This is a genomic window from Achromobacter sp. Marseille-Q0513 (genome assembly GCF_018195695.1).
GTDB lineage: Bacteria > Pseudomonadota > Gammaproteobacteria > Burkholderiales > Burkholderiaceae_B > Achromobacter.
Genome location: NZ_JAGTJY010000004.1, coordinates 67,024 through 89,060, shown reverse-complemented (window position 1 = coordinate 89,060; position 22,037 = coordinate 67,024). Strand labels below are relative to the sequence as shown.

Here is a 22,037-nt window from a genome sequence, read left to right as displayed (position 1 = left end):
ATCGAATCCACGCTCGCCGCTGACTTCGCGTGCGCCCTTGCAGAGCATCTGTCCAAGCTGCGCGCCCCTGTAGCCGACGAGCGGGCGGCATTCGCTGCAATCGCCAAGCGCCGGGCAGCCGAGGTTGCAGCGATGAATATAGCGGACGGGCACGGGCGCTTTCTTAACGCGCAGGGCCACCAGCAAGCTATCAGTGCGCTTGATTTCTGCGTCGCCCAGTTCTCCGCTCTGCCTGGCTCCCTGGCGGGCGGAAATTGGCGAGATGAATTTTCCCGCCGCGTATATGAGGACTTGGCCGCTGCCGATAATCAGGATGTGCCGCTGGAGGAATACCCGGCACGCATCCTAGGCGTCCTGGACGCCTTGGCAAGCGCCCCTGTAGCCGACGAGTCACCTATGGCGAAGATGGCTGACGCTCTGCGGGAGAAAGCCAGACAAGAGCAACAGGCTTATCAAGATCGTCGAAATCAGGCAACAGAATGGGGGCCTATGCCTGAAGGAACGGAGGCGGATAACCCAACATCAAGTGCGCCTGTAGCCGGAGAATACACATCGGCAATGGGCGAAGCGGCAGAAGCCTATCTGAACTCATTCCCGTATGCTCATAAGCTACCCGCTCAATTTCGATGGGCGGATTTGTGGGCCGCAATGTCGGGTGCCGCGCCCCAGGCCAGCGAGGCGGTGCGCCCAAACATCCCGCCCGAAAAGCCGCTGCCTGATCTGATGATGGCCACCTACCACGAGGCGGTAGGCTGGAACGCGTGCCGCGCCGCGATGCTGCGGTCTATGCCCCTGGCAAGCGCCCCGGTAGCTGATGACTGGACGCCCACCCCTGCCAACATCAACGCTTTACCTGAACGGGTGCGTGCCTACATTCACGATCTGGTGGCGAACGCCGACCCGTCCGGGATGGTGGCGGAAAACACCCTGCTCCGGGACCAGACCAAGCAACTTGATGCCATGATCGGGCGTCTGAAACGTGAGCTTGCAAGCGCCCCTGTAGCCGGGGAGGCGGTAGCGTGGGAAATCCCGAATCCGCATCTGGGATCGGAACTCACGTCCCACAAAGCCCGCGCTGACGAAGCGCGCCGCCTCGGGCTCACCGTCCATGAGCTATTCCGTCATGCCGCGCCCCAGGCCAGCGCGATGCCCGCACTCAACGACGCAATGCGCGCAGTGATCAACAACGAGCGTGACGTGTACGAGACGCCAGACGCTCTGTATGCCGCGCTATGTGATGCTGCTGGCGCGCCCTCAAGCAGCCCCAGGCGCAGAAGGAGCAGGGACATGGCTGACCTACAGCAACTCGCTTTCGACTTGAGCGAGCGCGATTGGACGTGGTGGGACTCGTGCTCGTTCCGCCGGCTGACGTTCGACGATGGCCCGGATACCGCTGACGGCAGCGCGCTCTACGGGACTGTGCACTCCAGCGACGGCCATCCAGACGTGCAAATGGCTCCGGGCGTGCGTGAATTCATCGAAGCCGCGAGCCCGAAAAACGTGGCGCACATCTTCCGCGAGCTTGAGGCCGAGAAAAGAAAGGTGGCGGTGCTTCGTCACGCAATTCTGAAGCACCTGAACGACACCGACAAGAAGGAGAAGTAGATGGCACACGCAGCCCAACACCAAGCACCGGCCGCGGCGCCGAAGTTGCTGTATCGAATCGCCGACGTGTCGCACGCGGTCGGCCTGTCCAGGACGGAGATTTACCGGCGGATCAAGGCGGGAACCTTTCCGAAGGGCACGCCGATCAGCCCCCAGGTCGTCGTCTGGAATCCCGACGATGTTCGCCGTTGGGCCGAAAAACAGTTTGTACCCTCAGATGTACCCCAAGGGTCCAAACAAACCACCTAACAGCCCCAAGAGCCGCCCCAACCGCGGCTCTGCTGTTTTCGGCGGATATTCGCGAAAATAGCAGCCGATCCATCGATTGCTGCGCAGGGCATGGAAAGACTGCGTGTCGACTGCCGCCCAACGGCCATCCGGCCCCAGCCACGTCGCGCCGCCGCGCCGCAGCTCATTGCGCAGCGATGGGCATGACGACAAGACCGCCGTCGCGCCGCTGCGGGTGGCATCGCGTGACGCAAGAAAACCGTAGCGCCGCGCCGCCGCCCGCGCGGCGTCGGCCAGGCCGGAGCCGGAGCTGGGCGCGATGCGTTCGATGAATCCCGCCGCGCCGTCATCAAGCACGCGCAGGCTCAGACCGGCCAGCGGCGTATCGACGGCTGCGACCGTGTAAGTCCCATCCGCTTGCGCGCCAGAAAAACTGGCATGCAACACCCGCGACATGATGCGGTCGCGCTCGGCGATCAGGTCGCGGGCCTCGGCCGCCGCCACATCCGCCAGCACGCCGTGCACGACGGCGTCGTGCCGCGCCAGCGCATCGGCCAGGCCGGCCTCGGCGCCGGGCAGGCCTTGCATGTCGCGATAGGCCTTCCCCACGTTGGCGCCGAACAGGTTGCCCAGCAGATTGGGAGGCGGGTTGCGGCGCCGGGCCTGCGCCTGCGCGCTATCGAGGTAGCGCGCAGACGCGGCCAAGGTGACCAGGTGCGCCATCGCGACCTGATGCGCGATCTGGCTGCGATTGGCGTAGGCGATGGCATTGAGATGACGCGCCTGCAGCAGCGCGCCGCTGTACGCGGCCGCGTCCACGGCGTGGGTCAGCCGGACACGCTGCTCGATGATCCGGCCCAGCCCATGCATGGCGACCAGCGCCGCGACGGCGCCGGCAAGCAGAACAAGGCCCGCGACCAAGGCCTGCCCGCGCTGCGCCGAGGCATGGCCGTGGCGCGCCATCACTTGCCGCCCGCCACGTTGCCGCCATAGGCCTTGAGTGACGCGGCCCGGGTTTCGCCTGCTGCCTTCTGCGCGGCCTGCCGCCCCGCGCGCAGCGACGCGCTGCCGTCTTCGCCGGACAGCTCATTGGCCATGGCCGCGACCTGCGCGCGCACCACCTGGCCGAAGTACTGGTAGACCGCGATGGCCGCCACCGCCACCAGGGCCACGACGATGATGTACTCGGTCATGCCCTGGCCCGCCTGCCGCTTCCGCTTCAAATCGCGCCGCATTTTCGTTCCCCGACACTGTGTAGGGATCCACAGTGTCGGCGGCAGGCGAATGCACCACCATTCGCGCATGCCGAGACGGACAAAACCGGCCCGCTCGCCTTGACAGCAGCGATCCGGGCTGCCGCCGCCAGCCGGCGACGGCCCTCGCCCCGCCATATGGGGACGTGTAACACCCTGATTTTCTGGGGTTTTCCCTATTGCCCGCCACTACCCCCGGCAGTAGATTGGACTCGCCGGGCTGTCTGACACCCATCGCGTGCGAAGCCGGGCAGGAGCGCCTCAGACTCATCAAGAGCTGGGGCGCTCTTCCATTTCAGGGACACCATTGCGCCGCATGCCGGCGCCTCTGCCCCAGCCGGCCTCAGGCCTGTCGCTCGGGATCCGCGCGCCAGACCCGCCAGCTTTCTATCGTGGCCGCCAGCGCGCCGCCGAGGACCACGGCCAGCAACAGCGCATAGCCGTGCGCTTCATCCACGACGGGCAAGAGCGCCAGTCCGGCCAGGCTGCCCAGGAAATAGATGTGGCCGAGCATGCGATTGGCCCGTTCCCAGGCCAGACGGCTGCGCCGCGTCCAGTAGACGCGCAGGCCCACCCAAGGATTGGGTCCGGCCTTGCCGAGCAAGGCGCCCACGACCAGGACTCCCACCCACGCCAGCACCAGCCCCCAGCGGGCGATCCAGAGCGGATCCGCGCCCGGCTTCACCTGGCCCAGCCCCAGGGCCGCCAGCAGCGCAGTCACGAACGCGAAGCCAAGCGCCGTGCAAGCCCGGGCTGCAACCAGTGATTTGCGGGTACCGGCCGCCACGTCCGCGCGCCCCAGCAGGCGCTTCATCATGCGCTCCAGGCCCAGCGTCAGGACGGCGAAGCCCAGCAGGACGCCCGCGGCCTCCAGCCTGCTGCCCCAACGGTCGACATTGCCGTGCATGTCGAAGTGCATGGGCAACGGCCCCTGCGGCCCGAACAGGGCGATGTACCCGGCCAGGCCGACCTGCGCCGCGACCAGCGCATAAACGCCCTTGCCCAGCAGGCCGTCCGATGATTCCACGCTTTTCATGATGTTCCCGGTTTCCTGGTCTTGGACGCCCGCGCGCCCGGGCGCCCCGCTCCCGCCAGATCCAGCAGGAACGCCAGCGCATCCTCGAACGCGCCGGAGACCAGCCGATAACGGACCGAGGTGCCGGCGCGCTCGGCCTCGATCAGCCCCGCGTCCTTCAAGATGGCCAGATGCCCGGTGATGGTGGGCCAGCTCATGTCGAACAGCCGGGCAATATCGCCGGACGCCATCGGCCCCTCGCGCAACGCGGCGATGATCTCCCGGCGGGTGGGACTGGAGAGTGCCTTGAAAGTGTCGTTCATTTCGGAAAAATCTTAATTTGGAAAAATCCTAATTTCAAGACGCAAGGCCGTCGCGATTACAAAATCCATACAGAGTCCGCCAATCCCATCACGAATGCCTGGCTAGCATGGCGGCTGCACACCCCCGCCCGACTACCCATGCCAGCAAACCGACCGTCGGCCGCCTTGGCGCACATCAGCATGGACGCGCAGCGCACGCCGGCGATCGACGCCTTGCGGGGCTGCGCCGTGCTGTGCGTCGTGCTGCTGCACATCCAGATCCACATGCCGCAGGAGCAGAGCCTGCTTGGCAGGATATTGCCCCAGGCGCTGTTCAACATCGTGTTCCGCAGCGGCTACTACGGCGTGATCATCTTTTTCGTGATCTCCGGATTCCTCGTCACGCGCTCGGCGCTGGAACGCTGGGGATCCCTGGATGCCGTGCCCTGGCGCGCCTTTCTGCTGCGGCGCGCGGCGCGCATCCATCCCTGCCTGCTGCTCCTGCTGATCGTGCTGGCGGCGCTGCACGGGCTGGACGTGCCCGGATTCGTCATCGAGACCACCAGCCTTGCGCGCGCGACGCTGGCCGCACTGGGCATGCACCTGAACTGGCTGGAAGCGCGCACCGGCTATCTGCCCGCCGCCTGGAACGTGCTGTGGTCGCTGTCGGTGGAAGAAGCCTTCTACCTGGCGTTTCCGCTGCTTTGCATGCTGGCGCTGGCGACGGGAGAACGGCTGCTGAAGCTGACGCTGCTGCTGTTCGTGGCGCTGGGGCCATTCGCCCGCGTCGCCTTCACCGACAACGAGATCTGGGCGGACCACTCCTATCTTTCCTGCCTGGACGGCATCGCCATCGGCTGCCTGGCCGCGCTGTACAGCGCTCGCGCGCGCCATGTGCCGACCCGCCTGTTCATGCTGTGCGGCGGCGTCCTGTTCGTGCTGGTGTTCTTCCTGCGCAAGGCGACCTACGGGCTGGGACTGACCGGCGCCGGCCTGAACGTGACAGCGCTGGAAATCGGCTCGGCCTTGCTGCTGATCGCCTGGAGCCGCCGCAGGCCGAGCCTGGAGCCGCCCGGGCTGTGCCTGGCGTTCCTGCGCTGGATGGGCGTGAACAGCTACGAGATCTATCTGACGCACATGTTCCCGGTGATGCTGCTGGCCTCGGTGTCGTGCCGCAACGCCCTCGCGGCCGACGGCTGGTGTTCGGCCGCGCTCAGCGCCAGCGCGGCGCTGGCCGTGCTGCTGTCGGCACTGCTGGGCAGCCTGGTCGCGCGCTACTACTCCGCGCCCATGCGGCGCTGGCTCACGCAGCTGGCCGGTGGCCTGCCCCGACGGCGTCAGGCGCGGATGCGCGCCTGAACCCTTGCCGCCGCGCTAAGCGTTTGCCACGACCTCCCGCTGCCCGAACTGGCGGCGGTATTCGGTGGGGCTCACGCCCATCTTGCGGCGGAAATGATGCCGCATGGTCATGGCAGTGCCCAGCCCCGTCCGCGTGGCAATCTGCTCGATGGACAGCCCGGTACGTTCCAGCAGCTCGCGCGCGATATCCAGCCTGGCCCGCACGATCCAGTCGGCCGGCGTCATGCCCGTGGCCGCCTGGAACCGACGCAGGAACGTGCGTTCGCTCATGGCGGCGCGCGCGGCCAGATCGGCGATCCGCAAGGGCTGGTCAATCCGCGCGCGCAGCGCATCGAGCACCGGCGCCAGCGAACCGCCCTCCTCCTGGTCGACCGGCGACTCCACGAACTGCGCCTGGCCGCCCTCGCGATGCGGAGGGATCACCAGCCGGCGCGCCACCTGGTTGGCCCTGGCTGGCCCGTAATCGCGACGCAGCAGGTGCAGGCACAGATCCAGACCCGCCGCGCTGCCCGCCGAAGTCAGCAGCTGCCCCTCGTCGACGTACAGCACGTCCGCATCGACCTGGATGCGCGGATACCGGGCGCGCAGGGCATCGGCATAGCGCCAGTGCGTGGTCGCGCGCCTGCCGTCGAGCAGGCCGGTCGCCGCCAGCACGAAGGCCCCGGAACAGATCGACAGCAGGCGCGCGCCGCGCGCGTGGGCCAGGCGCAAGGCGTCGATCACGGCGGCCGGCACCGGCTCGTCCGCGCCACGCCAGCCAGGAACGATGATGGTGCCGGCCTGCGCCAGCCTGTCCGCCCCGCCATCGCTTTCCATGACCAGGCCGTACTGGCTCCTGACCCTGCGCCTGCCCACGGCGCAGGTTTCGAAGCGGTACCAGTCCGCGCCGAACTCAGGCCGGGGCAGGCCGAACACCTCGGCCGCGCAGGAGAATTCGAAGACGCACAAGCCGTCATACACCAACGCCGCGACCAGAGGATTGGGCGGCCGCCGAGGCTTTTTTGGTTTTGGCATAATTTGATCGATAAATGGCGAATCCGCCAATTGTCCGCTCATGCGCGGACGACAACAATAGGGCCTGCGCGCCCTTGCGCGTTCATCCCGAACCAGGAGCCCCAACATGCCAGCCAATGCCGTGACCCAGATCCCCGCCGCCCCTGCCGATGAGGCCGTCCGGCACTTCGAGGCCGAGCTCCGGTTCGAGACGGATTGCTGGGACACGCACGAGGCGCTGAGCCAGCAAGCCGATCCCGGCTTCGTGCTGCTGGACGTGCGCAGCGCGGAACTCTATGCGCAAGGCCATGTGCCCGGCGCGCTCAACCTGCCGCGACGCAAGATCATCGCCTCGCGCATGCGGCAGCAGTACCCAGCCGGCACGCTGTTCGTGACGTACTGCGCGGGGCCGCACTGCAACGGCGCGGCCCGCGCCGCGGCCGCGCTGGCGCGCCTGGGCTATCCGGTAAAGCTCATGGCCGGCGGCATCACCGGCTGGCTGGACGAAGGCTTCCCGCTGGAGCGGGACGCGGCGCTCTAGCGCGGCGGTCACAGCAGATACAGCCGGAACGGATAGGCGTAATACAGTCGCTCGGCCCGGCCTGCCCTGCCCAGGAATTCCTGGTGAATGCGGCGACGCGCCTGGAACAGCGCGTCCATCGGCGAGCGGCCCTGGCTCAAGCCTCCAAAGAAATAGCGGATCATGAGCGTGGACGAATTGCCGGCCTCGTTGTTGATGAGAGGCGCCAGGAAATGACGGACGCCATTGCGGCGCGCCGACGCGATGAATGATTCGCTGATGCCCAGCTGGCTCGAATCCAGATAGACCAGCTTGAACCGGGACCCGTCCAGCGCGTCCGCCTCCATGTCCCGCTCGCCCAGCTCGATGACGTCGTCCTCGTCAGCCGGCGCCGATCCCCAGGAGGGCGTTACCGATCCGTATGCGCTGATCAGCAGGAAATCGTAGTCCGCGTGCGCGAACATGCGCGGATCGGCCTGTTCGATGTGCAACAGGTCGGAGGCCGGGAACAGCCGCTGCGCTTCGCCCGCGCCATCTTCCGGATCCGTTTCGGGATCGCGCACGATCAGTCCGCGCAGCGGTCCACCGACGACCGGGTCTTCGATTGCCGTGGACGATGGCCGGGACAGGGCGAAGGCGGTAGGCTTGGCCAGGAACAAGGGTTCGCCGTCCACCGGCAGCAGATCCAGCGCGAAATGCAGGAAGCGGGGATTGATCTCGAACACCACGCAAGCCGCCTCCCTCAAGGCCGGGCGCAAGGGTCCCAGCAATTCCACCGACAGCAGCTCCAGCCTGGCATCGAACCTGGCATCCAGCCCCTGGTTGCCATCCAACGCTTCATAGACCTTCAGGAACTCCTTGGCGATGGCATTGACGGAACGCTCGCTGGCCACTGTCAGGTCGGCCTTGCCATCGCTGGCGCGCAAGGTAAGGCGTCCGCCTTTTTCCAGCAGGACGATTTCCAGGCAGGAGCCCCGCGCCTGCGCCGCCGGGGCGGCCAGTGGCAGGAGCGACGCCAACAACGCCAGCGCGGCGCTGGCCGCGCCACGCCGCCACGGCCAGATCGGCCGGGAACGGCGACACGTACGGAGTGTCATGACAAGCACGGCCCCTGCCCGAAAAATGGGATCGTCATCATAGGCAGATACCGCGCATCGAGATGCAAGCCGACCGTCAAGATTTGAGCGAGATTTGTCAACGCGACAACCAGGGTTCCGCCTGGCCGCAAGCCCGGCTCGTGTAGCGGCGTACCGCTACCCAAGAGCCTGCGCAGCCAACGGGCGTAGCGGGTCCGGATTGCAAATTTATTCACAAATTCAGCACAGAGTCAGCCGGAACCTGTGCGCGCATGGCAGTACGATCGCGCCACTTCGCCAGTGCCACGCGCGCATTCGTCCATGATCAAGTTCATCCTCCGCATCCTCATCGTCGCCATCGTCAGCTTCTTCGTGGCGTACTTCATGGTGGACCGGAGCCTGAACTATTTCTTCACGCTGCAGATCGAGAACGTCGCCCTGCGCGCGGTGCGCGGCGAGCTGCACGCCCTGCACAAGGAACTGGACGCCATCGCGCCGGCGGACCGGGCGCGCATCATCGACGCGGAGATCGCGCCGCTGTATGGCGCCGACATCCACTTGCTGCCCCAGGAACAGGTCCGGCTCGGCGACAAGGAGCGAGACCAGCTCGCCCGCCTGGGCGTGGTCTTTCGCGAAGACAACGGCGTCTATCTCTTTCCCCTGCCCGGCGAGCCGGCGCAATGGCTGCAGGTGCGCCAACCCGGCGACAGCCCTGCCGACAGGCTGCTGGCGTGGAGCGCATGGCTGCTCCTGAGCCTGATCGTGGCCACCGCCTTGTTCCTGCTGTGGGCCTTGCCGATCTGGCGCGACCTGAACGTGCTGCGCAACGCCACGCAGCTGATGGGCCAGGGAGACCTGGGCACCCGCGTGCGCCTGTCCCGCGTGGCCGGCATCCGGCACGTGGGCGAGAGCTTCAATCAGATGGCCGAGCGCATCGCCGCGCTGATCGAGAACCAGCGCAGCCTGACCAATGCCGTCTCGCACGAACTGCGCACGCCGCTGGCGCGACTGGCTTTCGAAGTCGACCTGCTGCGGCAGGACCGCAGCGGCGCGCGCCGCGAGCATATCCTGCAGGACATGCAGGCGGACATCGACGAGCTGGAAAGCATGGTGGCGGAACTGCTGGTCTACGCGCGGCTGGAACGGCCGACGGACGACATGGTGCCGCAGGAAACCGTCGACGCGCGCGACTGGCTCGGCGACGCGCTGGCGCAGGTCGACCATCTGGCGCAGGCGCGCGCCGTGCGTTGCGTGGTGCACGGCGATTGCCCGCCGCAGGTCCGCCTGCACCGCCGCTACATGAGCCGGGCGCTGCTCAACCTGGTGCAGAACGCGGTGCGCTATGCCAGCCGCCTGGTGCATGTATCCCTGGCCGCTCGCGCGGACGGCGCCTACGAACTGATCGTCGACGATGACGGCCCGGGCATACCGGCCAGGGACCGCGACAAGATCTTCGAACCCTTCATCCGCCTGGACGAGAGCCGCGACCGCGGCACCGGCGGCGCCGGCCTCGGGCTGGCCATCGTCCAGCGCGTGGCGGCCGCGCATCATGGCGACATCAGCGTGCATGGCAGCCCGCTGGGCGGCGCGCGCTTCATCCTGCGCTGGCCCGCGCCCGAGGCGCGGCGCGCCGAATCGCAGCGCGCTGCCTGACACCCGCAGCCCCATCCGCAGGCCAGGCCGCTTGCGTCGGCCAACGGATCCAGGCCCGCTCACGCAGCCGGCCGCTCCGCGTTGGCGGCGGGCTCCATGATGTCGCGCGCGCCGCGCGCCGAGAACGGCTGCCACAACTGGCGCAGGAATCCATCGTGGATCCGCCCGCTGATGCCGATATCCACCGGCGGACGACGGTCGCGCGGATGATGGTAGGTGCCGAACAGCCTATCCCACAGCACCACGTTTTCACCATAGTTGCGGTTGCCCTCGGGCAGTCGCTTCGAGTGATGCCAGCGGTGCAGCGGCGGCGTGCTGAAAATCCGATCCAGGAAGCCCGTGCGCACGTCGACGTTGCAATGGGTGAGCAGGCCGATGAAGGCGGTCGTTGCGCTGACCCACAAAAACACGCGCAAGGGCGCGCCCAGCAGCAGCAAAGGTGTCTGGCTGCATGCGATCTTCATCAGCGTATCAACGATATGAAAGCGCCCGGTGTTGACCACCCAAAGACGGCGCACGCTGTGATGCAGCGCATGGAAGCGCCACAGCGGCCGCCATTCATGCGCGGCGCGATGCGCCACATACAGGCCCAGCTCCGCCACCACCAGCCCCAGGACCACCTGCAGGGCCATGGGCCATTGCACGGGCCACGGCCCGGCCTGCGACGCGGCGGGTTGCAATGCGATCGCGGAGGCGGCGCCGGCCAGCGTGGCCAGATAGGCGCCCAGTTGCGCCACGCCCTTGGTGAACAGGGTATGGGCCAGGTCGTCGCGCATCTCTCCGTCGTCGGCCTGCCAGGCCCGCTCATAGGGCAGGACGCGCTCGCAGGCAAGGATCAGCAGGACCACGCCCAGATAGACCAGATTGAACCAGAACATCGGCGACGCCGTCGCCAGCGCGGCGTCGGTGCCGGCCAGTCCGGCGCAGAGGATGGCGGGCCACGCGAGCACCCGCAGCGCCTCGCGCGCGAGTGAACGGCAGCGAGCAAGGCGCGCGGCCATGGCGCGAAACGTCATATCGGACTCCGGCAGAGTTCGGCCGCAGCATCGGCGTCGCCGGGCTCGGGAAAATCAAGGCGGAAGCAGGCGCCGCCATCCGGCCCGGACGACACGGAAACCTCGCCGCCGTGGCGACGGATGATGCGGGCCACCAGGTTCAGGCCCAGGCCGGCGCCCGTGCTGTGCGGCGACTCCTTGACGAAGGGTTTGAAGATGTCTTCGCGCCAGCCCGGCGGCACGCCGTCGCCCTGATCGCAGACCTCGACCGCGCGAACGCCATGAACGCGCAAGGTGATGACGCCGCGACGGCCGCCGTGCTGGATGGCGTTCTGCACCAGGTTCGACACGGCCCGCTCCAGCGCGGGCCAGTCCCCGGCCACCATCACCGGCTCCGCCCCCGACTCGAATGCGATCTGGTAGCCAGCGCCGACCGCCAGCGGCGCCAGCTCCGCCGTGACGCCGCGCACCAGTTCGACCAGGTCCAGCGGCAATAGCGGCGCGCTGTCGCGCTCCAGCCGCTGCGCGTCGAGCAATTGCCCCGCCAGCAACGACAGGCGCGCCGCGTCCTCCAGCAGGCGGGCGCGCTCCGGCCCGGCCGGCAAGGCCTCCAGGCGCATGTTCAGGATGGCGATCGGCGTGCGCAGCTCGTGCGCGGCATCGGCCAGGAAACGCTGGTGGCGCGCATAGCCTTCGTCCAGCCTGGCCAGCGCGCCGTTGACCGCCCGCACCAGCGCGGCGGCTTCTTCCGGCACGTCGCCCAGGGGCAGCCTCGTCTCGCGGCGATCGATGTCGATGCGGCCAGCCTGCTCGGCCGCCGCGCGCAATCCGCCCAGCGTGCGCCGCACCACCAGATGGGTGGCCAGCAGCGTCGCCGCGAGCGTCATCAACGCGATCGGCAGCACCATCTTCCCCAGGACCAGGCCCGCCCCGATCAGCGCATTGCGCGCCGTGATCGAACTGGCCGGCCCCGTCAGCACGGCCACGCGGCCCGCCTCGGTTTCGACCTTGCGCATCCGCGCCGTGCCGCGCGGCGGATCGCCCAGGTTCCAGCCCAGCCGCGCCTGGCCCACGCCGTCCAGCGCGCCGCCAAGGGCGGCGAACTCCGGCGGCACGGGCCCATCGCGCAACTCCCTGCCCTGGCCGTCCCGCAACACGGCCCATAGATCGGGCAGCTCGGCGCGCAAGCTGCGCAGGCGTGGCGTGTCGCGCAGCACCAGCGCGCCGGACGCGTCGCGCGCCACGGCCTCCTGCAGGATCTCCACCGTGTTCTCCTGCGTCGAGAATTCGACCAGGTTGCCGGTGACGAACAACAGCGCCACGACCAGGATCTGTATGCCCACCTGCGCCAGCACCAATCGCCAGACCAGCCGCCGTCCCAGCGAGGCGCGGCGTCCGGCCCGCGAATCGGAAACGCCATCCGCCGTCATGATGCGGCAGCCTGGGGCGGCAATGCCCGCAGCAAATAACCCACGCCGCGGATGCCGCAGATCTCCACGCCCGCCGACGCCTGTTCCAGCTTGCGCCGCAGGCGCGACACATGCGTGTCTAGCGCGTTGGACTGGATGTCGTCATCCAGGCTGAACACCGCGTTTTCCAGCGCGGCGCGCACCACCGTGCGGCCGGCCCGCCGGACCAGGGTTTCCAGCACCAGCAGTTCGCGGCGCGGCAGTTCCAGCCTCCGGCCCGCGACGCTGGCCTCGCTGTGCGTCAGGTCGAAAGCCAGTCCGCCCAGCCGGACCACGTCGGGCTGCATCAGCACGGGACGACGCAGCACGGCGCGCAAGCGCGCCAGCAATTCATCGAACGCGAAGGGCTTGACGAGATAATCGTCCGCGCCCGCGTTCAGGCCGCCGACCTTGTCGGCCAGCTCTCCCACCGCCGTCATGACGATGACCGGCACGCCCTCTTGCCGGGCCCGCAGCCGAACCAGCAGCTCCAGCCCGTCGCCGTCCGGCAGCCGCCGGTCCAGCAACACCGCGTCGTGCTGGCCGCTGTCGGCCAGGCTGCGCGCGGCGGCCAGCGTGCCGGCGTGATCCAGCGCGATGCCATGGCGGCGCAGCGCGACCGTCAGCGCGTCGACCATGCCGGCCTCGTCCTCGACCAGAAGAATCCGCACGTGCAGTCTCCCTATCCCTAGTACCGGATCACGGGCGGCAGCACGCGGCGGCCGCGGAACAGCGCCTCGCAATCCACCGGCCGTCCCCAATGGATGCGGCCGTCCCGGCACGGATCATATGCCGGCTCGGCGCCGTAGAGTATGACCGGCCCCTGGCCGCGCCGCATCAGCTCCTCGCAGTTCACGGGACGCCCCCAGTTGATGCTGCCATCGCGGCAAGGGTTGTAGTGCGGCGCGGGCACCACCACGGCCGGCGGCGGCATCACGACCACCGGCGGACCGCCATAGACCCAATCCTGGGCCGGCGCGGCGGCCGGCGCCAGGCAGGCGCAGGCGACAAGCAACAAGGCCAGGCGCGACCGCCTGGAAGCAATGGTATGGACGAATTCCTGGAGCATGGCTTTTCCCGAAACGCGGGGCGCATCCCCGCCACGGCAGCCAGTATCGAAGGGGTCGATTGCGTGAACATTGCGTACGGATGCCAGCCGCGCGCGCCCTTGCGCCAGCGTCCGCAGCCTGCAAGATTCATCCCATACAATCGAGCCGCTCTGCCACGGTCGCGTCGCGCCCTTCCATGCACGACGCGGCTCTCCTCCATCCACACACCTGTACAGATAGCCTGCATCCGATGAAAGCGCTATTGCTTTGCCTGACCCTCGCCGCCGCCAGCGGCGCCGCCCTTGCCCAATCCGCGCCGGCCTTGTCCCAGAAGGAAATGCAGGACACGATCGAGCAACTCAAGAAACTGCAAAACCCCGCGCCCGGCGCCAGCGCCGTCAAGGGCTGGGTGTGCCGCGACATGGACGATGGCGGCACGCGCCTGTACATCGTGGACCGAACCGGCATCGCCCGCATGAACAAGGTCCCCAGCACGGAAGCCGCGCTGCTGGACACGACCACGCCGCTCGAACAGCTGCAGGCCTGCAAGCGGCCGGACTGACCTCGCCAAACAGGCTGCCCGGCGCGAGCGGCGCAACGCCATCATCCCGCACGGGACGACGGCTGCGCCCGGGCGCCGACGATGGCCATTGCCGGGCATTGGCGCCGGGCAAGCCTCGGGAGTAATCTGGCGTGGCATCCACGACACGCCGGAGACCATCATGTCCCGCAGCCCCCTTATCGAAGCCGGCACATCCCAGACGGGCAATCTGCTGCAGTTCCTGGCCTGGCTGTCCGAACGCCCCCGCAGCTACGCCGACACCATGGAAGCCTGGAAAACCAGCTGCCCCCGGCTGTCCGCCTGGGAAGACGCGACGGCCAACGGCCTGGTCGACACTGCCCACGGTTCCGCCGGTGCCGGATCGATCATCGTGCTGACGGGCAAGGGCCGGGCATTGCTCAAGGCCGGCAAAGGCGCGTAGCGCGCAGCCGCCGCCGCACTGGTTACATCCCGTGCCACGGCAAGCAAGAATCCTTACATTCGGCCCGCAAATCTCCACTATTTCCCGCGCCGCGCCGCCACACAATTTCGTTTCGATCAACCACGATTCACACTGATCAAATGAAATGGCTACTGGTCGCGGCGCTCTGCGCGCTCGCCTCGGGTTGCGGCCTGGCCGCCGCGCCCTGCCGCGTTGCATCGGCCGCCATCAAGATCGTTCCCGTCGTCGGCCACACCGTCGCCACGCCGACGGACGCCTGTGCCGACATCATCGACTGACGGCTCCGCTCGTGCCATCGATGGATCGCCAGCACCCTCCGCTGGCACCAGGATCAGTCTGAAAGTTGCGTGCGGCTCATGCCGGCGTCGACCCGCGCGGCATGGATGCCGCCATCGTCATTCCTGCCCCAGCGCGCTCGCTCACATCACCAGAAACAAGCCTGCAGCGCGGTGAATACGCGTCCACCACGCCGAATCGAGACGCGAGCGCGCCTATCGTTTTCCCTCATCCATGAATCGCCTCCTGCAGGGCGCAGCGCCTTCGTTACAGAAGCGGATGAACATGTAATTCCCCTGTCCGGCGAATGACAGAAGCGCGGGACTAGAGTGTCTTGACCAAGCTGCCGCGGCAAGGGGACGGCATGCACTGGGCAGCTGCCGGCGGCGTCATGCGGCCGGCGGTTTCGTCCCCTGCCGTGCGCGAATGGCGATCTACCCGATAGCGATCAAAACCAAACAAGGGGAGCCACACCATGAAGAAACACCTGTTCGCGGCCAGCGTGACCACTGCGCTTGCAATCACCTCAACAAGCGTTGCCGCCGAATCATCCGTGACGCTGTATGGCGTCATCGACACGGGCATCGGCTATGCCAAGGTAAGCGGCGACTACCGCGATCCCAAGACAGGCGCGGTCAATCGCCTGGACAACAGCCATATCGGCATGACCAACGGAACCACCGCAGGATCCCGCTGGGGCCTGCGCGGCAAGGAGGACCTGGGAGGCGGACTGTATGCAACGTTCAAGTTGGAATCGGGCTTCAGTTCGGCCAACGGCTCGTCGGGACAGAACAACCGGCTGTTCGGCCGCGACGCCGTGGTCGGCCTGACCAGCGTGGACTTGGGAAAACTCGAATTCGGCCGACAATACAACATCGGCACTCAGTACATGCTGAGCATATTCGGCGCGAACTTCGGCAACGGCTTCACGCAGTGGAACACTGGCGCGGGCCTGGGTCTGAGCGGAGCGGCTTTCAGCCGCTACGACAACATGGTGCTCTATGAAACGCCGTCCATGGGCGGCCTGACCGCGGCAATCAGCTACTCGAGCAACATCGACGACAAGCGGGATGGTCAAACGGGATTCGCGACCGCGGATAATACCCGCGCCGTCATGGCAGGGTTGCGCTACCTGAATGGACCGCTCGCTGCATTCCTTTCCTATGAACAGCTGAACGGCTCCAACAAGCTGTCACAACCGAGCGAGCGCAACGCCACCCCTCGCTCGTACCTGATCGGCGCCTCATACGACTTTGAAGTCGTGAAACTTCTGCTCGCGTATGGCCGCACCACGGATGGCTGGTTTGGCGGCAGCTCCCTGCCCGCCGGCGCAGCGATCGGAAAATTCAGCGGCATACCAACCAACGCCTTCGTCGACGGCTTCAAGTCCAACTCGTACCTGGCTGGCATTTCAGCGCCGGTCGGCGCGGCCGGCAGCATGTTCGCGTCCTGGCAGCGGGCCGACGCGAACAATTCGCGCCTGACCTCCGATGACGCCACCACCAACACGTTCTCGCTCGGCTACACCTACAGCCTGTCCAAGCGAACCGCCATCTACGGACTGGCGTCCTATACCAACAACTATGCGTTCCTGAAGGACGCGAAATACACGGACGTCAGCGTGGGCTTGCGGCACGCGTTCTGACGAGCGTCGGCGCCGCACGCCAGGATGCGAGCCTGAAGGCGTGACGCGCCGCTCCTGCCGATAGCCGGCCTCCAACCGCACGCCGCCCGCAATAAGACAGATCGAGACAGACCCGCGGCGTGCCGACGGCAATCGGCCCATTTGACGGACATCCCTCCTCCGCGAAGGGACGGGAATCGTCGCAGCGCATGCCCGCGCAAGCTGGCATGCGCTTTTTTTCATCACTCGCCCATTCCGCTCGCCCACAACGACGACGGCAGATTTGTCTTTTACACAAAAAATTCCATGCTACTTCTTGGCACAGCGCCACATCACATGGACGGACGAGTCTAAAAGAGCGCATGCTGTGGACTTGATCCCCGGCCGGTACAGCCGGGGATTTCTTTTGTCCGTCGCAGTCGTCCGAGCGCCTCGCCTCCACAAACCGAGCCGCCGCTCGCGCTGTCCCTGCCCGCAACGTCGCATGCATCGGCAGTATCATGGCCTCCCACGACAGGCGCCAGCCTGTATGCCACGGCACAGACGCCCACCTCCAGGACCCGACGCGATGACCATCATGACGCTGCTCGAATTCGCCGGCATGGATCAGCAGGCCTACGACAGACTCGGCGCAAGCCTGCAGGCGCAAGGCGCGCCCGCAGGCATTCTCTTCCATTCCTGCGGCGCGGTTCCGGATGGCTGGCGCATCGTCGACGCCTGGCGGTCGCAGGAGGACTTCGATCACTTCGTCGATGGAACCCTGTTGCCCGCGGCCCGAAGCCTGGGCATCCCCGCGCCGGCCCGGCGCGAGCACTTTCATGCCTACCATGCAGGCATGGTGGCCCCAGGGGCCTGCTGAGCGCGAATGCCCGGCATCCGCATGTGGCCGTTCCCCACGGCATGACAAAAAGAAGTCAGTTTTCTTGAACAACTCGGAAGACTGACAATCAATTGTTCACGAAACTTCAAATTTCTCGTCGACGCGATTGATAGAGTGACCGGACTGTTGAACAAATTGGTTCGGCAGCGGCGCTGGCATGGACAAGGCCTCCATAGCGGAGAGAGGCTGCCATATCTGCGCCCGCATCCCGGAAGCCAGCCACGGATTCTCGATTCATCCAAGGGCGGATTCCCGTTGCGTTGCACTCATCTTTCAGTCGACAACATGAAAACCAACAATCAGAAAACAAGCAGGAAGCAATCCAGCAGGAACGGGATCTTGTCAGGCATCACTTGCCTGATGCTATTCAATGCGGCGGGCCCGGCCACCGCAAGCTCCAGTGGTACGCAAGGCGGCATCAGCGTGCACTATGGCGTCGGCGATCGGTACCAGCGCTACACGCTGAACTACGAAACGCCGTCGATCTGGACCACGCGATTCGGCGGCCGCTGGGGCCGCCTGGACCTGACGCCGGAGATCGGCGTTTCGTACTGGACCGCAGACCGCCCGCGCTCGCCCGGCCAAGCGTGGCAGTTCAGCGCGATCCCGATGTTCCGATGGTGGACCAGCGAACGCTTCTACATCGAGGCCGGCGTGGGCGCCACCGTGCTCACGCGCACACGATTCTCGAATCGGAACATCGGCTCGGCGTTTCAGTTTGGCGACCACATCGGCGTGGGCTTTCTGCTGACGCCCAACAGCCGTGTTGGCGTGCGCTATTCGCATTTCTCCAACGCGGGCATCAAGCGACCGAATCCGGGACTGGATACGGTGCAACTGACATACACGCATCAATTCTGATGCATGGCCCGCATCACCGACAAGGCGTTGCGGGCGCCGCCCTCGCGGCTTGCCGGCAAGCGCCGGTTTGATCGTCAACGGGCAATGGACTACTCTATTGCGATGATAACGATTAGATCTTCCCGCCCCGGCGAGGGCGCCCGCGTCGTCGAAATCTGGCGCCGCGCGGTTGACGCCACCCATGATTTTCTTTCCCCTGAAGACCGCCAGGCCATCGACGAGATGGTGTGCGACTTCCTGCCCCAGGCGCCGCTGCTGCTTGCCGTGGACGCGCATGACTATCCGCAGGCATTCATGCTCATCGACAACGGCCACATGCAGGCCCTGTTCGTCGACCCGGCCTGCCGCGGCACCGGCATCGGCGCCGCGCTGGTGCGCCACGGCCTTGCGCTGCATCCCCGGATGACGACCGACGTCAATGAGCAGAACGGCCAGGCCGTGGGTTTCTATGAAAGGATGGGGTTCAAGCGCATCGGCCGGTCGGCGCTTGATGATCAGGGCAGGCCTTATCCGTTGATTCATTTGGCGTATCAGGCTTAGCGCCACGCTGAGCAGAAATGCAGTCCAAGCCACCTGCGGGTGGCTTTTCATTTGAGTCGCGCGGGGCGGGGATGCCGTGGAGGTTTCTGCCGGGTCAGCGTGACGATTTCCTTGCGTTTCTTGTCTGGTTCCGTGATTAGAATAGTCGCATCTCGATGCCATCGGCCATCACACGGACTTCCAATGAAAGACATTCGATCTCTCACATTTGCGCTTGCTGTAGCTGCCATTGCGCTTGCTGTGGCCAATCCGGCCGCGGCCGAACAGGGATGCTCGGACGGCTATAAGCCCACTCCCACGCAGAATGGAATTGAATGCCGGCCGATTCCCGGACTGTACAAAGGATCGGGCGGAGGAGCCGCCCCCCAGGTCCGCTGGGAGGAGCGCTGGGGCGCGATCGTCATGGATGCCGCTTCCGGGATGACCGGCATAGGAGGCGGCCAGCGCACCGAGGAAGCCGCCATCCAGAGCGCCACGGCCATGTGCCAACGCAAGGGCGGCAAGAATTGCCGCGTCGACATCACCTATTCCAATCAATGCGGCGCTCTCGCCTGGGGCAGCAACCATGCCGTCTCGGCCCGCGGGCGGACGTTGGAAATCGCATCCAAGTACGCCATCGACGCATGCGAGAAAACGACTGGCAAAAAGTGCGAGGTCTTCTTCTCCGATTGCAGCTTGCCGGTGCGGGTCCAGTAGCCAGGTCGGGCCGCGCGTCAATCATGGCGCGATAGTCTGTTCACGCTTCTTGCCGCAGCCCTGAAGCCTCATGGGCGCCCCAGGAGCGGGAGGAGACACACTCCGGACACAACAAAGGCTATAAAAACAAACAGCCGCCATTGCTGGCGGCTGTAGGTACCTGATAAATCAGGATTTTCTTGGTAGGCCCCCCGAGAGTCGAACTCGGCACCAACGGATTATGAGTCCGCTGCTCTAACCAGGCATGAGCTAGAGGCCCAGGAAACTTACTGCCCTTCCAGGAAGCTCTTCAGCTTGTCGGCCCGGCTGGGGTGACGCAGCTTGCGCAGTGCCTTGGCTTCTATTTGGCGGATGCGCTCGCGGGTCACGTCGAATTGCTTGCCCACTTCTTCCAGGGTCTGGTCGGTGCTCATTTCGATGCCGAAACGCATGCGCAGGACCTTGGCTTCACGCGGGGTGAGAGAGTCTAGCACTTCCTTGACCACGTCGCGCATGGAGCCGTGCAACGCCGCGTCCGAAGGCGCCAGCGTCGAGGTGTCCTCGATGAAGTCGCCCAGGTGCGAATCGTCGTCGTCGCCGATCGGCGTTTCCATGGAGATCGGTTCCTTGGCGATCTTCAGGATCTTGCGGATCTTGTCTTCCGGCATGTCCATCTTCTGCGCCAGGGTCGCGGGATCCGGCTCGGCGCCGGTTTCCTGCAGGATCTGGCGGCTGATCCGGTTCATCTTGTTGATCGTTTCGATCATGTGGACCGGGATACGGATGGTGCGCGCCTGGTCGGCGATGGAGCGCGTGATGGCCTGACGGATCCACCACGTGGCGTAGGTCGAGAACTTGTAGCCGCGACGGTACTCGAACTTGTCCACGGCCTTCATCAGGCCGATGTTGCCTTCCTGGATCAGGTCCAGGAACTGCAGGCCGCGGTTCGTGTACTTCTTGGCGATCGAGATCACCAGGCGCAGGTTGGCCTCGGTCATTTCGCGCTTGGCCTTGCGGGCCTTGGCTTCGCCGGTGGCCATGCGCTTGTTGACGTCCTTCAGGTCCTTGAGCGGCAGCACGACGCGCGTCTGCAGGTCGATCAGCTTCTGCTGCAGTTCCTGGACGGCCGGGATCTGGCGTTCCAGCGTCTCGGCGTAGGGATGGCCGGCGGCGACTTCGTCCACCACCCACTGCAGGTTGGTTTCGTTGCCGGGGAAGACCTTGATGAAGTGCGTGCGCGGCATGCCGGCACGGTCCACACACGTGTGCAGGACGGCGCGCTCGAGCTGGCGCACTTCCTCGACCTGATTGCGCAGCGTGTCGGCCAGCTTCTCGACCATCTTGGCGGTGAAGCGGATGCCCATCAGTTCGTTCTGGATGGATTCCTGGGCGCGCACGTAGATGTCCGACTTGTAGCCGTCCTTCTCGTACGACAGGCGCATCTTGTCGAACTGCTTGCCGACTTCGTCGAACTTGGCCAGGGCCTTGACGCGCAGGTCTTCCAGCTGCTTGCTGGACATGCCGCCGGCCGGGCCGTCATCGCTCTCGTCTTCATCGGCGCTGACGCCGGCGCCGGCGTATTCCTCGCCGTCTTCCGGGTCCACCAGGCCGTCGACGACTTCGTCGATCTGGGCCTGGCCTTCGCGCACGCGCACGACGTGGGCGAGGATTTCGTTGATGGTGGTCGGGCAGGCCGAGATGGCCATGACCATGTGCTTCAGGCCGTCTTCGATGCGCTTGGCGATTTCGATTTCGCCTTCGCGGGTCAGCAGCTCGACCGAGCCCATTTCACGCATGTACATGCGCACGGGATCGGTGGTGCGGCCGAAGTCGGAATCCACGGTGGTCAGCGCGGCTTCGGCTTCGTCCTCGACGTCGTCGTCGTTGGAGGCGACCGGCGCGTTCTCGCTCATCAGCAGCGTTTCGGCGTCGGGAGCCTGGTCGTAGACCGCGATGCCCATGTCGCTGAAGGTGCTGATGATGCCGTCGATGGCTTCGGCGTCGACCAGATCGTCAGGCAGATGATCGTTGATTTCGCCGTAGGTCAGGTAGCCGCGGTCCTTGCCCAGCTTGATCAGCTGCTTGAGGCGGTTGCGGCGAGCCTCGTATTCCTCGGCCGACACCGGGCCACGGGCGATCAGGTCCTTGGGATCGGCCTTGCCGCGCTTGCCGCCGCGCTTGGGCGGCTTCAGGTCGGGCAGGACTTCGCCTTCGCCGTCCATCGCATCGTCGAAGCCGTCGGAATCATTGTTGGCGTTCTTGGCCGGACGACCAGGACGACGGCCGCTCGGGGCCGGGCGCGCGCTGCCCACCAGGTCGGCCAGCTTGTCCTCGGCCTTCTTGGCGCGGGTCTTGGTGGCCTTCTCGGGCTTATCCGCCGCGGCGGTCTTGGCGGCCTTCTTGACGGCCGTCTTCGCAGCGGGCTTGGCGACCTTCACCGCAGTCTTGGCGGGCGCTTTTTCCGCCGCCATGCTGACGGCGCGCTTGGCCGTCGTGACCTTGGTTTCAGCCGCATCAATTGCAGAGGAGGATTTGCCAGTGGATTTGGTCATAGTCGCTTCCGTGGTCGTCGCAACCCGTTCGGGCATGTTGCACCGCGCGGAGCCGCGGGAGGCTGGGCCTGCCGCGACGGCGTTGCGGGTAAAACTGATGAACCGGCCGACTCCATGCGGCTGCGTTGG

Annotated in this window: 24 protein-coding genes and 1 tRNA gene; 13 read left to right on the top strand and 12 right to left on the bottom strand. The window is 66.2% G+C overall.

From position 1 onward, the window contains the following. Positions 1-1,605: hypothetical protein (locus KDH83_RS02295; protein ID WP_212312540.1), on the top strand; the 1,605-nt coding region annotated here is incomplete at its 5' end. Beyond that, complete coding sequence (locus KDH83_RS02290; RefSeq protein WP_212312539.1) at positions 1,606-1,854, top strand: AlpA family phage regulatory protein; 249 nt, start codon at positions 1,606-1,608, stop codon at positions 1,852-1,854. On the opposite strand, the gene KDH83_RS02285 is transcribed toward KDH83_RS02290, so the two are convergent. The 4 genes from KDH83_RS02285 to KDH83_RS02270 all read right to left on the bottom strand — a co-directional run bounded on the left by KDH83_RS02285 (position 1,819) and on the right by KDH83_RS02270 (position 4,424). Then, a complete protein-coding gene (locus KDH83_RS02285; protein ID WP_212312538.1) occupies positions 1,819-2,799 on the bottom strand; it encodes a hypothetical protein in 981 nt (326 codons plus the stop codon). The two genes, KDH83_RS02290 and KDH83_RS02285, sit on opposite strands and share 36 nt — an antisense overlap. Continuing rightward, positions 2,796-3,068 carry a hypothetical protein gene (locus KDH83_RS02280; protein WP_212312536.1) on the bottom strand — a complete coding sequence of 91 codons (273 nt, stop codon included), beginning with the start codon at positions 3,066-3,068 and terminating at the stop codon, positions 2,796-2,798. The genes KDH83_RS02285 and KDH83_RS02280 overlap by 4 nt, the downstream gene beginning before the upstream one ends. 361 nt (positions 3,069-3,429) lie before the next feature. Next, complete coding sequence (locus tag KDH83_RS02275) at positions 3,430-4,122, bottom strand: SdpI family protein (RefSeq protein WP_212312534.1); 693 nt, start codon at positions 4,120-4,122, stop codon at positions 3,430-3,432. Then, positions 4,119-4,424 carry a metalloregulator ArsR/SmtB family transcription factor gene (locus KDH83_RS02270; RefSeq protein ID WP_212312532.1) on the bottom strand — a complete coding sequence of 102 codons (306 nt, stop codon included), beginning with the start codon at positions 4,422-4,424 and terminating at the stop codon, positions 4,119-4,121. The genes KDH83_RS02275 and KDH83_RS02270 overlap by 4 nt, the downstream gene beginning before the upstream one ends. A 138-nt stretch (positions 4,425-4,562) precedes the next feature. Between KDH83_RS02270 and KDH83_RS02265 the strand changes: the two genes are divergently transcribed. Continuing rightward, a complete protein-coding gene (locus tag KDH83_RS02265; RefSeq protein WP_249204767.1) occupies positions 4,563-5,762 on the top strand; it encodes an acyltransferase in 1,200 nt (399 codons plus the stop codon). A 15-nt stretch (positions 5,763-5,777) separates the two neighbouring features. Here KDH83_RS02265 and ftrA read toward each other — a convergent pair whose 3' ends face one another. Then, a complete protein-coding gene (gene ftrA / locus KDH83_RS02260; protein ID WP_212312530.1) occupies positions 5,778-6,776 on the bottom strand; it encodes a transcriptional regulator FtrA in 999 nt (332 codons plus the stop codon). 106 nt (positions 6,777-6,882) lie between these two features. Here ftrA and KDH83_RS02255 point away from each other — a divergent pair, with 106 nt between their 5' ends. Further along, positions 6,883-7,296 (top strand): rhodanese-like domain-containing protein, encoded by a 414-nt coding sequence (locus tag KDH83_RS02255; RefSeq protein ID WP_212312528.1) that lies wholly within the window; start codon positions 6,883-6,885, stop codon positions 7,294-7,296. Positions 7,297-7,304: 8 nt separating this feature from the next. On the opposite strand, the gene KDH83_RS02250 is transcribed toward KDH83_RS02255, so the two are convergent. Continuing rightward, the gene (locus KDH83_RS02250; protein ID WP_212312526.1) at positions 7,305-8,372 is read right to left on the bottom strand and encodes a hypothetical protein; all 1,068 of its coding nucleotides are present in this window, start codon (positions 8,370-8,372) and stop codon (positions 7,305-7,307) included. A gap of 300 nt (positions 8,373-8,672) precedes the next feature. On the opposite strand from KDH83_RS02250, the gene KDH83_RS02245 reads away from it, so the two are divergent. After that, a complete protein-coding gene (locus tag KDH83_RS02245; protein WP_212312524.1) occupies positions 8,673-10,004 on the top strand; it encodes an ATP-binding protein in 1,332 nt (443 codons plus the stop codon). A gap of 59 nt (positions 10,005-10,063) precedes the next feature. Here KDH83_RS02245 and KDH83_RS02240 read toward each other — a convergent pair whose 3' ends face one another. The 4 genes from KDH83_RS02240 to KDH83_RS02225 are packed head-to-tail and all read right to left on the bottom strand — an operon-like array spanning position 10,064 to position 13,516. After that, positions 10,064-11,020 carry a sterol desaturase family protein gene (locus tag KDH83_RS02240; RefSeq protein ID WP_212312522.1) on the bottom strand — a complete coding sequence of 319 codons (957 nt, stop codon included), beginning with the start codon at positions 11,018-11,020 and terminating at the stop codon, positions 10,064-10,066. Then, positions 11,017-12,429 (bottom strand): HAMP domain-containing sensor histidine kinase, encoded by a 1,413-nt coding sequence (locus KDH83_RS02235; RefSeq protein WP_212312520.1) that lies wholly within the window; start codon positions 12,427-12,429, stop codon positions 11,017-11,019. Before KDH83_RS02235 ends, KDH83_RS02240 begins: the two co-directional genes overlap by 4 nt. Beyond that, complete coding sequence (locus tag KDH83_RS02230; RefSeq protein ID WP_212312518.1) at positions 12,426-13,118, bottom strand: response regulator transcription factor; 693 nt, start codon at positions 13,116-13,118, stop codon at positions 12,426-12,428. The genes KDH83_RS02235 and KDH83_RS02230 overlap by 4 nt, the downstream gene beginning before the upstream one ends. Positions 13,119-13,135: 17 nt before the next feature. After that, positions 13,136-13,516: a hypothetical protein gene (locus KDH83_RS02225; RefSeq protein WP_212312517.1), complete on the bottom strand. Its 381-nt coding sequence runs from the start codon at positions 13,514-13,516 to the stop codon at positions 13,136-13,138. 230 nt (positions 13,517-13,746) lie between these two features. Between KDH83_RS02225 and KDH83_RS02220 the strand changes: the two genes are divergently transcribed. From KDH83_RS02220 to KDH83_RS02185, 8 genes are all read left to right on the top strand, one after another. Further along, positions 13,747-14,058 carry a hypothetical protein gene (locus KDH83_RS02220; protein ID WP_212312516.1) on the top strand — a complete coding sequence of 104 codons (312 nt, stop codon included), beginning with the start codon at positions 13,747-13,749 and terminating at the stop codon, positions 14,056-14,058. 160 nt (positions 14,059-14,218) lie between these two features. Then, positions 14,219-14,479 carry a hypothetical protein gene (locus tag KDH83_RS02215; RefSeq protein ID WP_212312515.1) on the top strand — a complete coding sequence of 87 codons (261 nt, stop codon included), beginning with the start codon at positions 14,219-14,221 and terminating at the stop codon, positions 14,477-14,479. 140 nt (positions 14,480-14,619) lie between these two features. Further along, complete coding sequence (locus KDH83_RS02210; RefSeq protein WP_199770890.1) at positions 14,620-14,778, top strand: DUF6726 family protein; 159 nt, start codon at positions 14,620-14,622, stop codon at positions 14,776-14,778. Between the two features lie 473 nt (positions 14,779-15,251). Then, positions 15,252-16,421: a porin gene (locus KDH83_RS02205; protein WP_212312514.1), complete on the top strand. Its 1,170-nt coding sequence runs from the start codon at positions 15,252-15,254 to the stop codon at positions 16,419-16,421. 547 nt (positions 16,422-16,968) lie between these two features. After that, positions 16,969-17,259: a hypothetical protein gene (locus KDH83_RS02200; RefSeq protein ID WP_212312513.1), complete on the top strand. Its 291-nt coding sequence runs from the start codon at positions 16,969-16,971 to the stop codon at positions 17,257-17,259. 381 nt (positions 17,260-17,640) lie between these two features. Continuing rightward, on the top strand, positions 17,641-18,141 hold the full coding sequence (locus KDH83_RS02195; RefSeq protein ID WP_212312542.1) for an acyloxyacyl hydrolase: 501 nt from the start codon (positions 17,641-17,643) through the stop codon (positions 18,139-18,141). Positions 18,142-18,243: 102 nt separating this feature from the next. Continuing rightward, complete coding sequence (locus KDH83_RS02190; protein WP_212312541.1) at positions 18,244-18,681, top strand: acetyltransferase; 438 nt, start codon at positions 18,244-18,246, stop codon at positions 18,679-18,681. A 183-nt stretch (positions 18,682-18,864) separates the two neighbouring features. Then, positions 18,865-19,377, top strand: a complete 513-nt coding sequence (locus KDH83_RS02185; protein WP_212312512.1) for a DUF4189 domain-containing protein — start codon at positions 18,865-18,867, stop codon at positions 19,375-19,377. A 180-nt stretch (positions 19,378-19,557) separates the two neighbouring features. Here the strand turns inward: KDH83_RS02185 and KDH83_RS02180 are convergent. Then, positions 19,558-19,636 (bottom strand) — tRNA-Ile (locus KDH83_RS02180). Positions 19,637-19,643: 7 nt separating this feature from the next. Continuing rightward, positions 19,644-21,908, bottom strand: coding sequence for an RNA polymerase sigma factor RpoD (rpoD, locus tag KDH83_RS02175; protein WP_212312510.1), 2,265 nt, complete (start codon positions 21,906-21,908; stop codon positions 19,644-19,646). Positions 21,909-22,037: the final 129 nt, after the last annotated feature.

Bases quoted from the DNA above. Each gene is read 5' to 3' on its own strand.
- KDH83_RS02190 (WP_212312541.1), top strand. From the start codon at position 18,244: ATGATAACGATTAGATCTTCCCGCCCCGGCGAGGGCGCCCGCGTCGTC.
- KDH83_RS02250 (WP_212312526.1), bottom strand. From the start codon at position 8,372: ATGACACTCCGTACGTGTCGCCGTTCCCGGCCGATCTGGCCGTGGCGG.
- KDH83_RS02200 (WP_212312513.1), top strand. From the start codon at position 16,969: ATGACCATCATGACGCTGCTCGAATTCGCCGGCATGGATCAGCAGGCC.
- KDH83_RS02265 (WP_249204767.1), top strand. From the start codon at position 4,563: ATGCCAGCAAACCGACCGTCGGCCGCCTTGGCGCACATCAGCATGGAC.
- KDH83_RS02185 (WP_212312512.1), top strand. From the start codon at position 18,865: ATGAAAGACATTCGATCTCTCACATTTGCGCTTGCTGTAGCTGCCATT.
- KDH83_RS02205 (WP_212312514.1), top strand. From the start codon at position 15,252: ATGAAGAAACACCTGTTCGCGGCCAGCGTGACCACTGCGCTTGCAATC.
- KDH83_RS02290 (WP_212312539.1), top strand. From the start codon at position 1,606: ATGGCACACGCAGCCCAACACCAAGCACCGGCCGCGGCGCCGAAGTTG.
- KDH83_RS02255 (WP_212312528.1), top strand. From the start codon at position 6,883: ATGCCAGCCAATGCCGTGACCCAGATCCCCGCCGCCCCTGCCGATGAG.
- KDH83_RS02195 (WP_212312542.1), top strand. From the start codon at position 17,641: ATGCTATTCAATGCGGCGGGCCCGGCCACCGCAAGCTCCAGTGGTACG.
- ftrA (WP_212312530.1), bottom strand. From the start codon at position 6,776: ATGCCAAAACCAAAAAAGCCTCGGCGGCCGCCCAATCCTCTGGTCGCG.
- KDH83_RS02240 (WP_212312522.1), bottom strand. From the start codon at position 11,020: ATGACGTTTCGCGCCATGGCCGCGCGCCTTGCTCGCTGCCGTTCACTC.
- KDH83_RS02215 (WP_212312515.1), top strand. From the start codon at position 14,219: ATGTCCCGCAGCCCCCTTATCGAAGCCGGCACATCCCAGACGGGCAAT.
- rpoD (WP_212312510.1), bottom strand. From the start codon at position 21,908: ATGACCAAATCCACTGGCAAATCCTCCTCTGCAATTGATGCGGCTGAA.
- KDH83_RS02225 (WP_212312517.1), bottom strand. From the start codon at position 13,516: ATGCTCCAGGAATTCGTCCATACCATTGCTTCCAGGCGGTCGCGCCTG.
- KDH83_RS02245 (WP_212312524.1), top strand. From the start codon at position 8,673: ATGATCAAGTTCATCCTCCGCATCCTCATCGTCGCCATCGTCAGCTTC.
- KDH83_RS02275 (WP_212312534.1), bottom strand. From the start codon at position 4,122: ATGAAAAGCGTGGAATCATCGGACGGCCTGCTGGGCAAGGGCGTTTAT.
- KDH83_RS02280 (WP_212312536.1), bottom strand. From the start codon at position 3,068: ATGCGGCGCGATTTGAAGCGGAAGCGGCAGGCGGGCCAGGGCATGACC.
- KDH83_RS02235 (WP_212312520.1), bottom strand. From the start codon at position 12,429: ATGACGGCGGATGGCGTTTCCGATTCGCGGGCCGGACGCCGCGCCTCG.
- KDH83_RS02270 (WP_212312532.1), bottom strand. From the start codon at position 4,424: ATGAACGACACTTTCAAGGCACTCTCCAGTCCCACCCGCCGGGAGATC.
- KDH83_RS02220 (WP_212312516.1), top strand. From the start codon at position 13,747: ATGAAAGCGCTATTGCTTTGCCTGACCCTCGCCGCCGCCAGCGGCGCC.
- KDH83_RS02210 (WP_199770890.1), top strand. From the start codon at position 14,620: ATGAAATGGCTACTGGTCGCGGCGCTCTGCGCGCTCGCCTCGGGTTGC.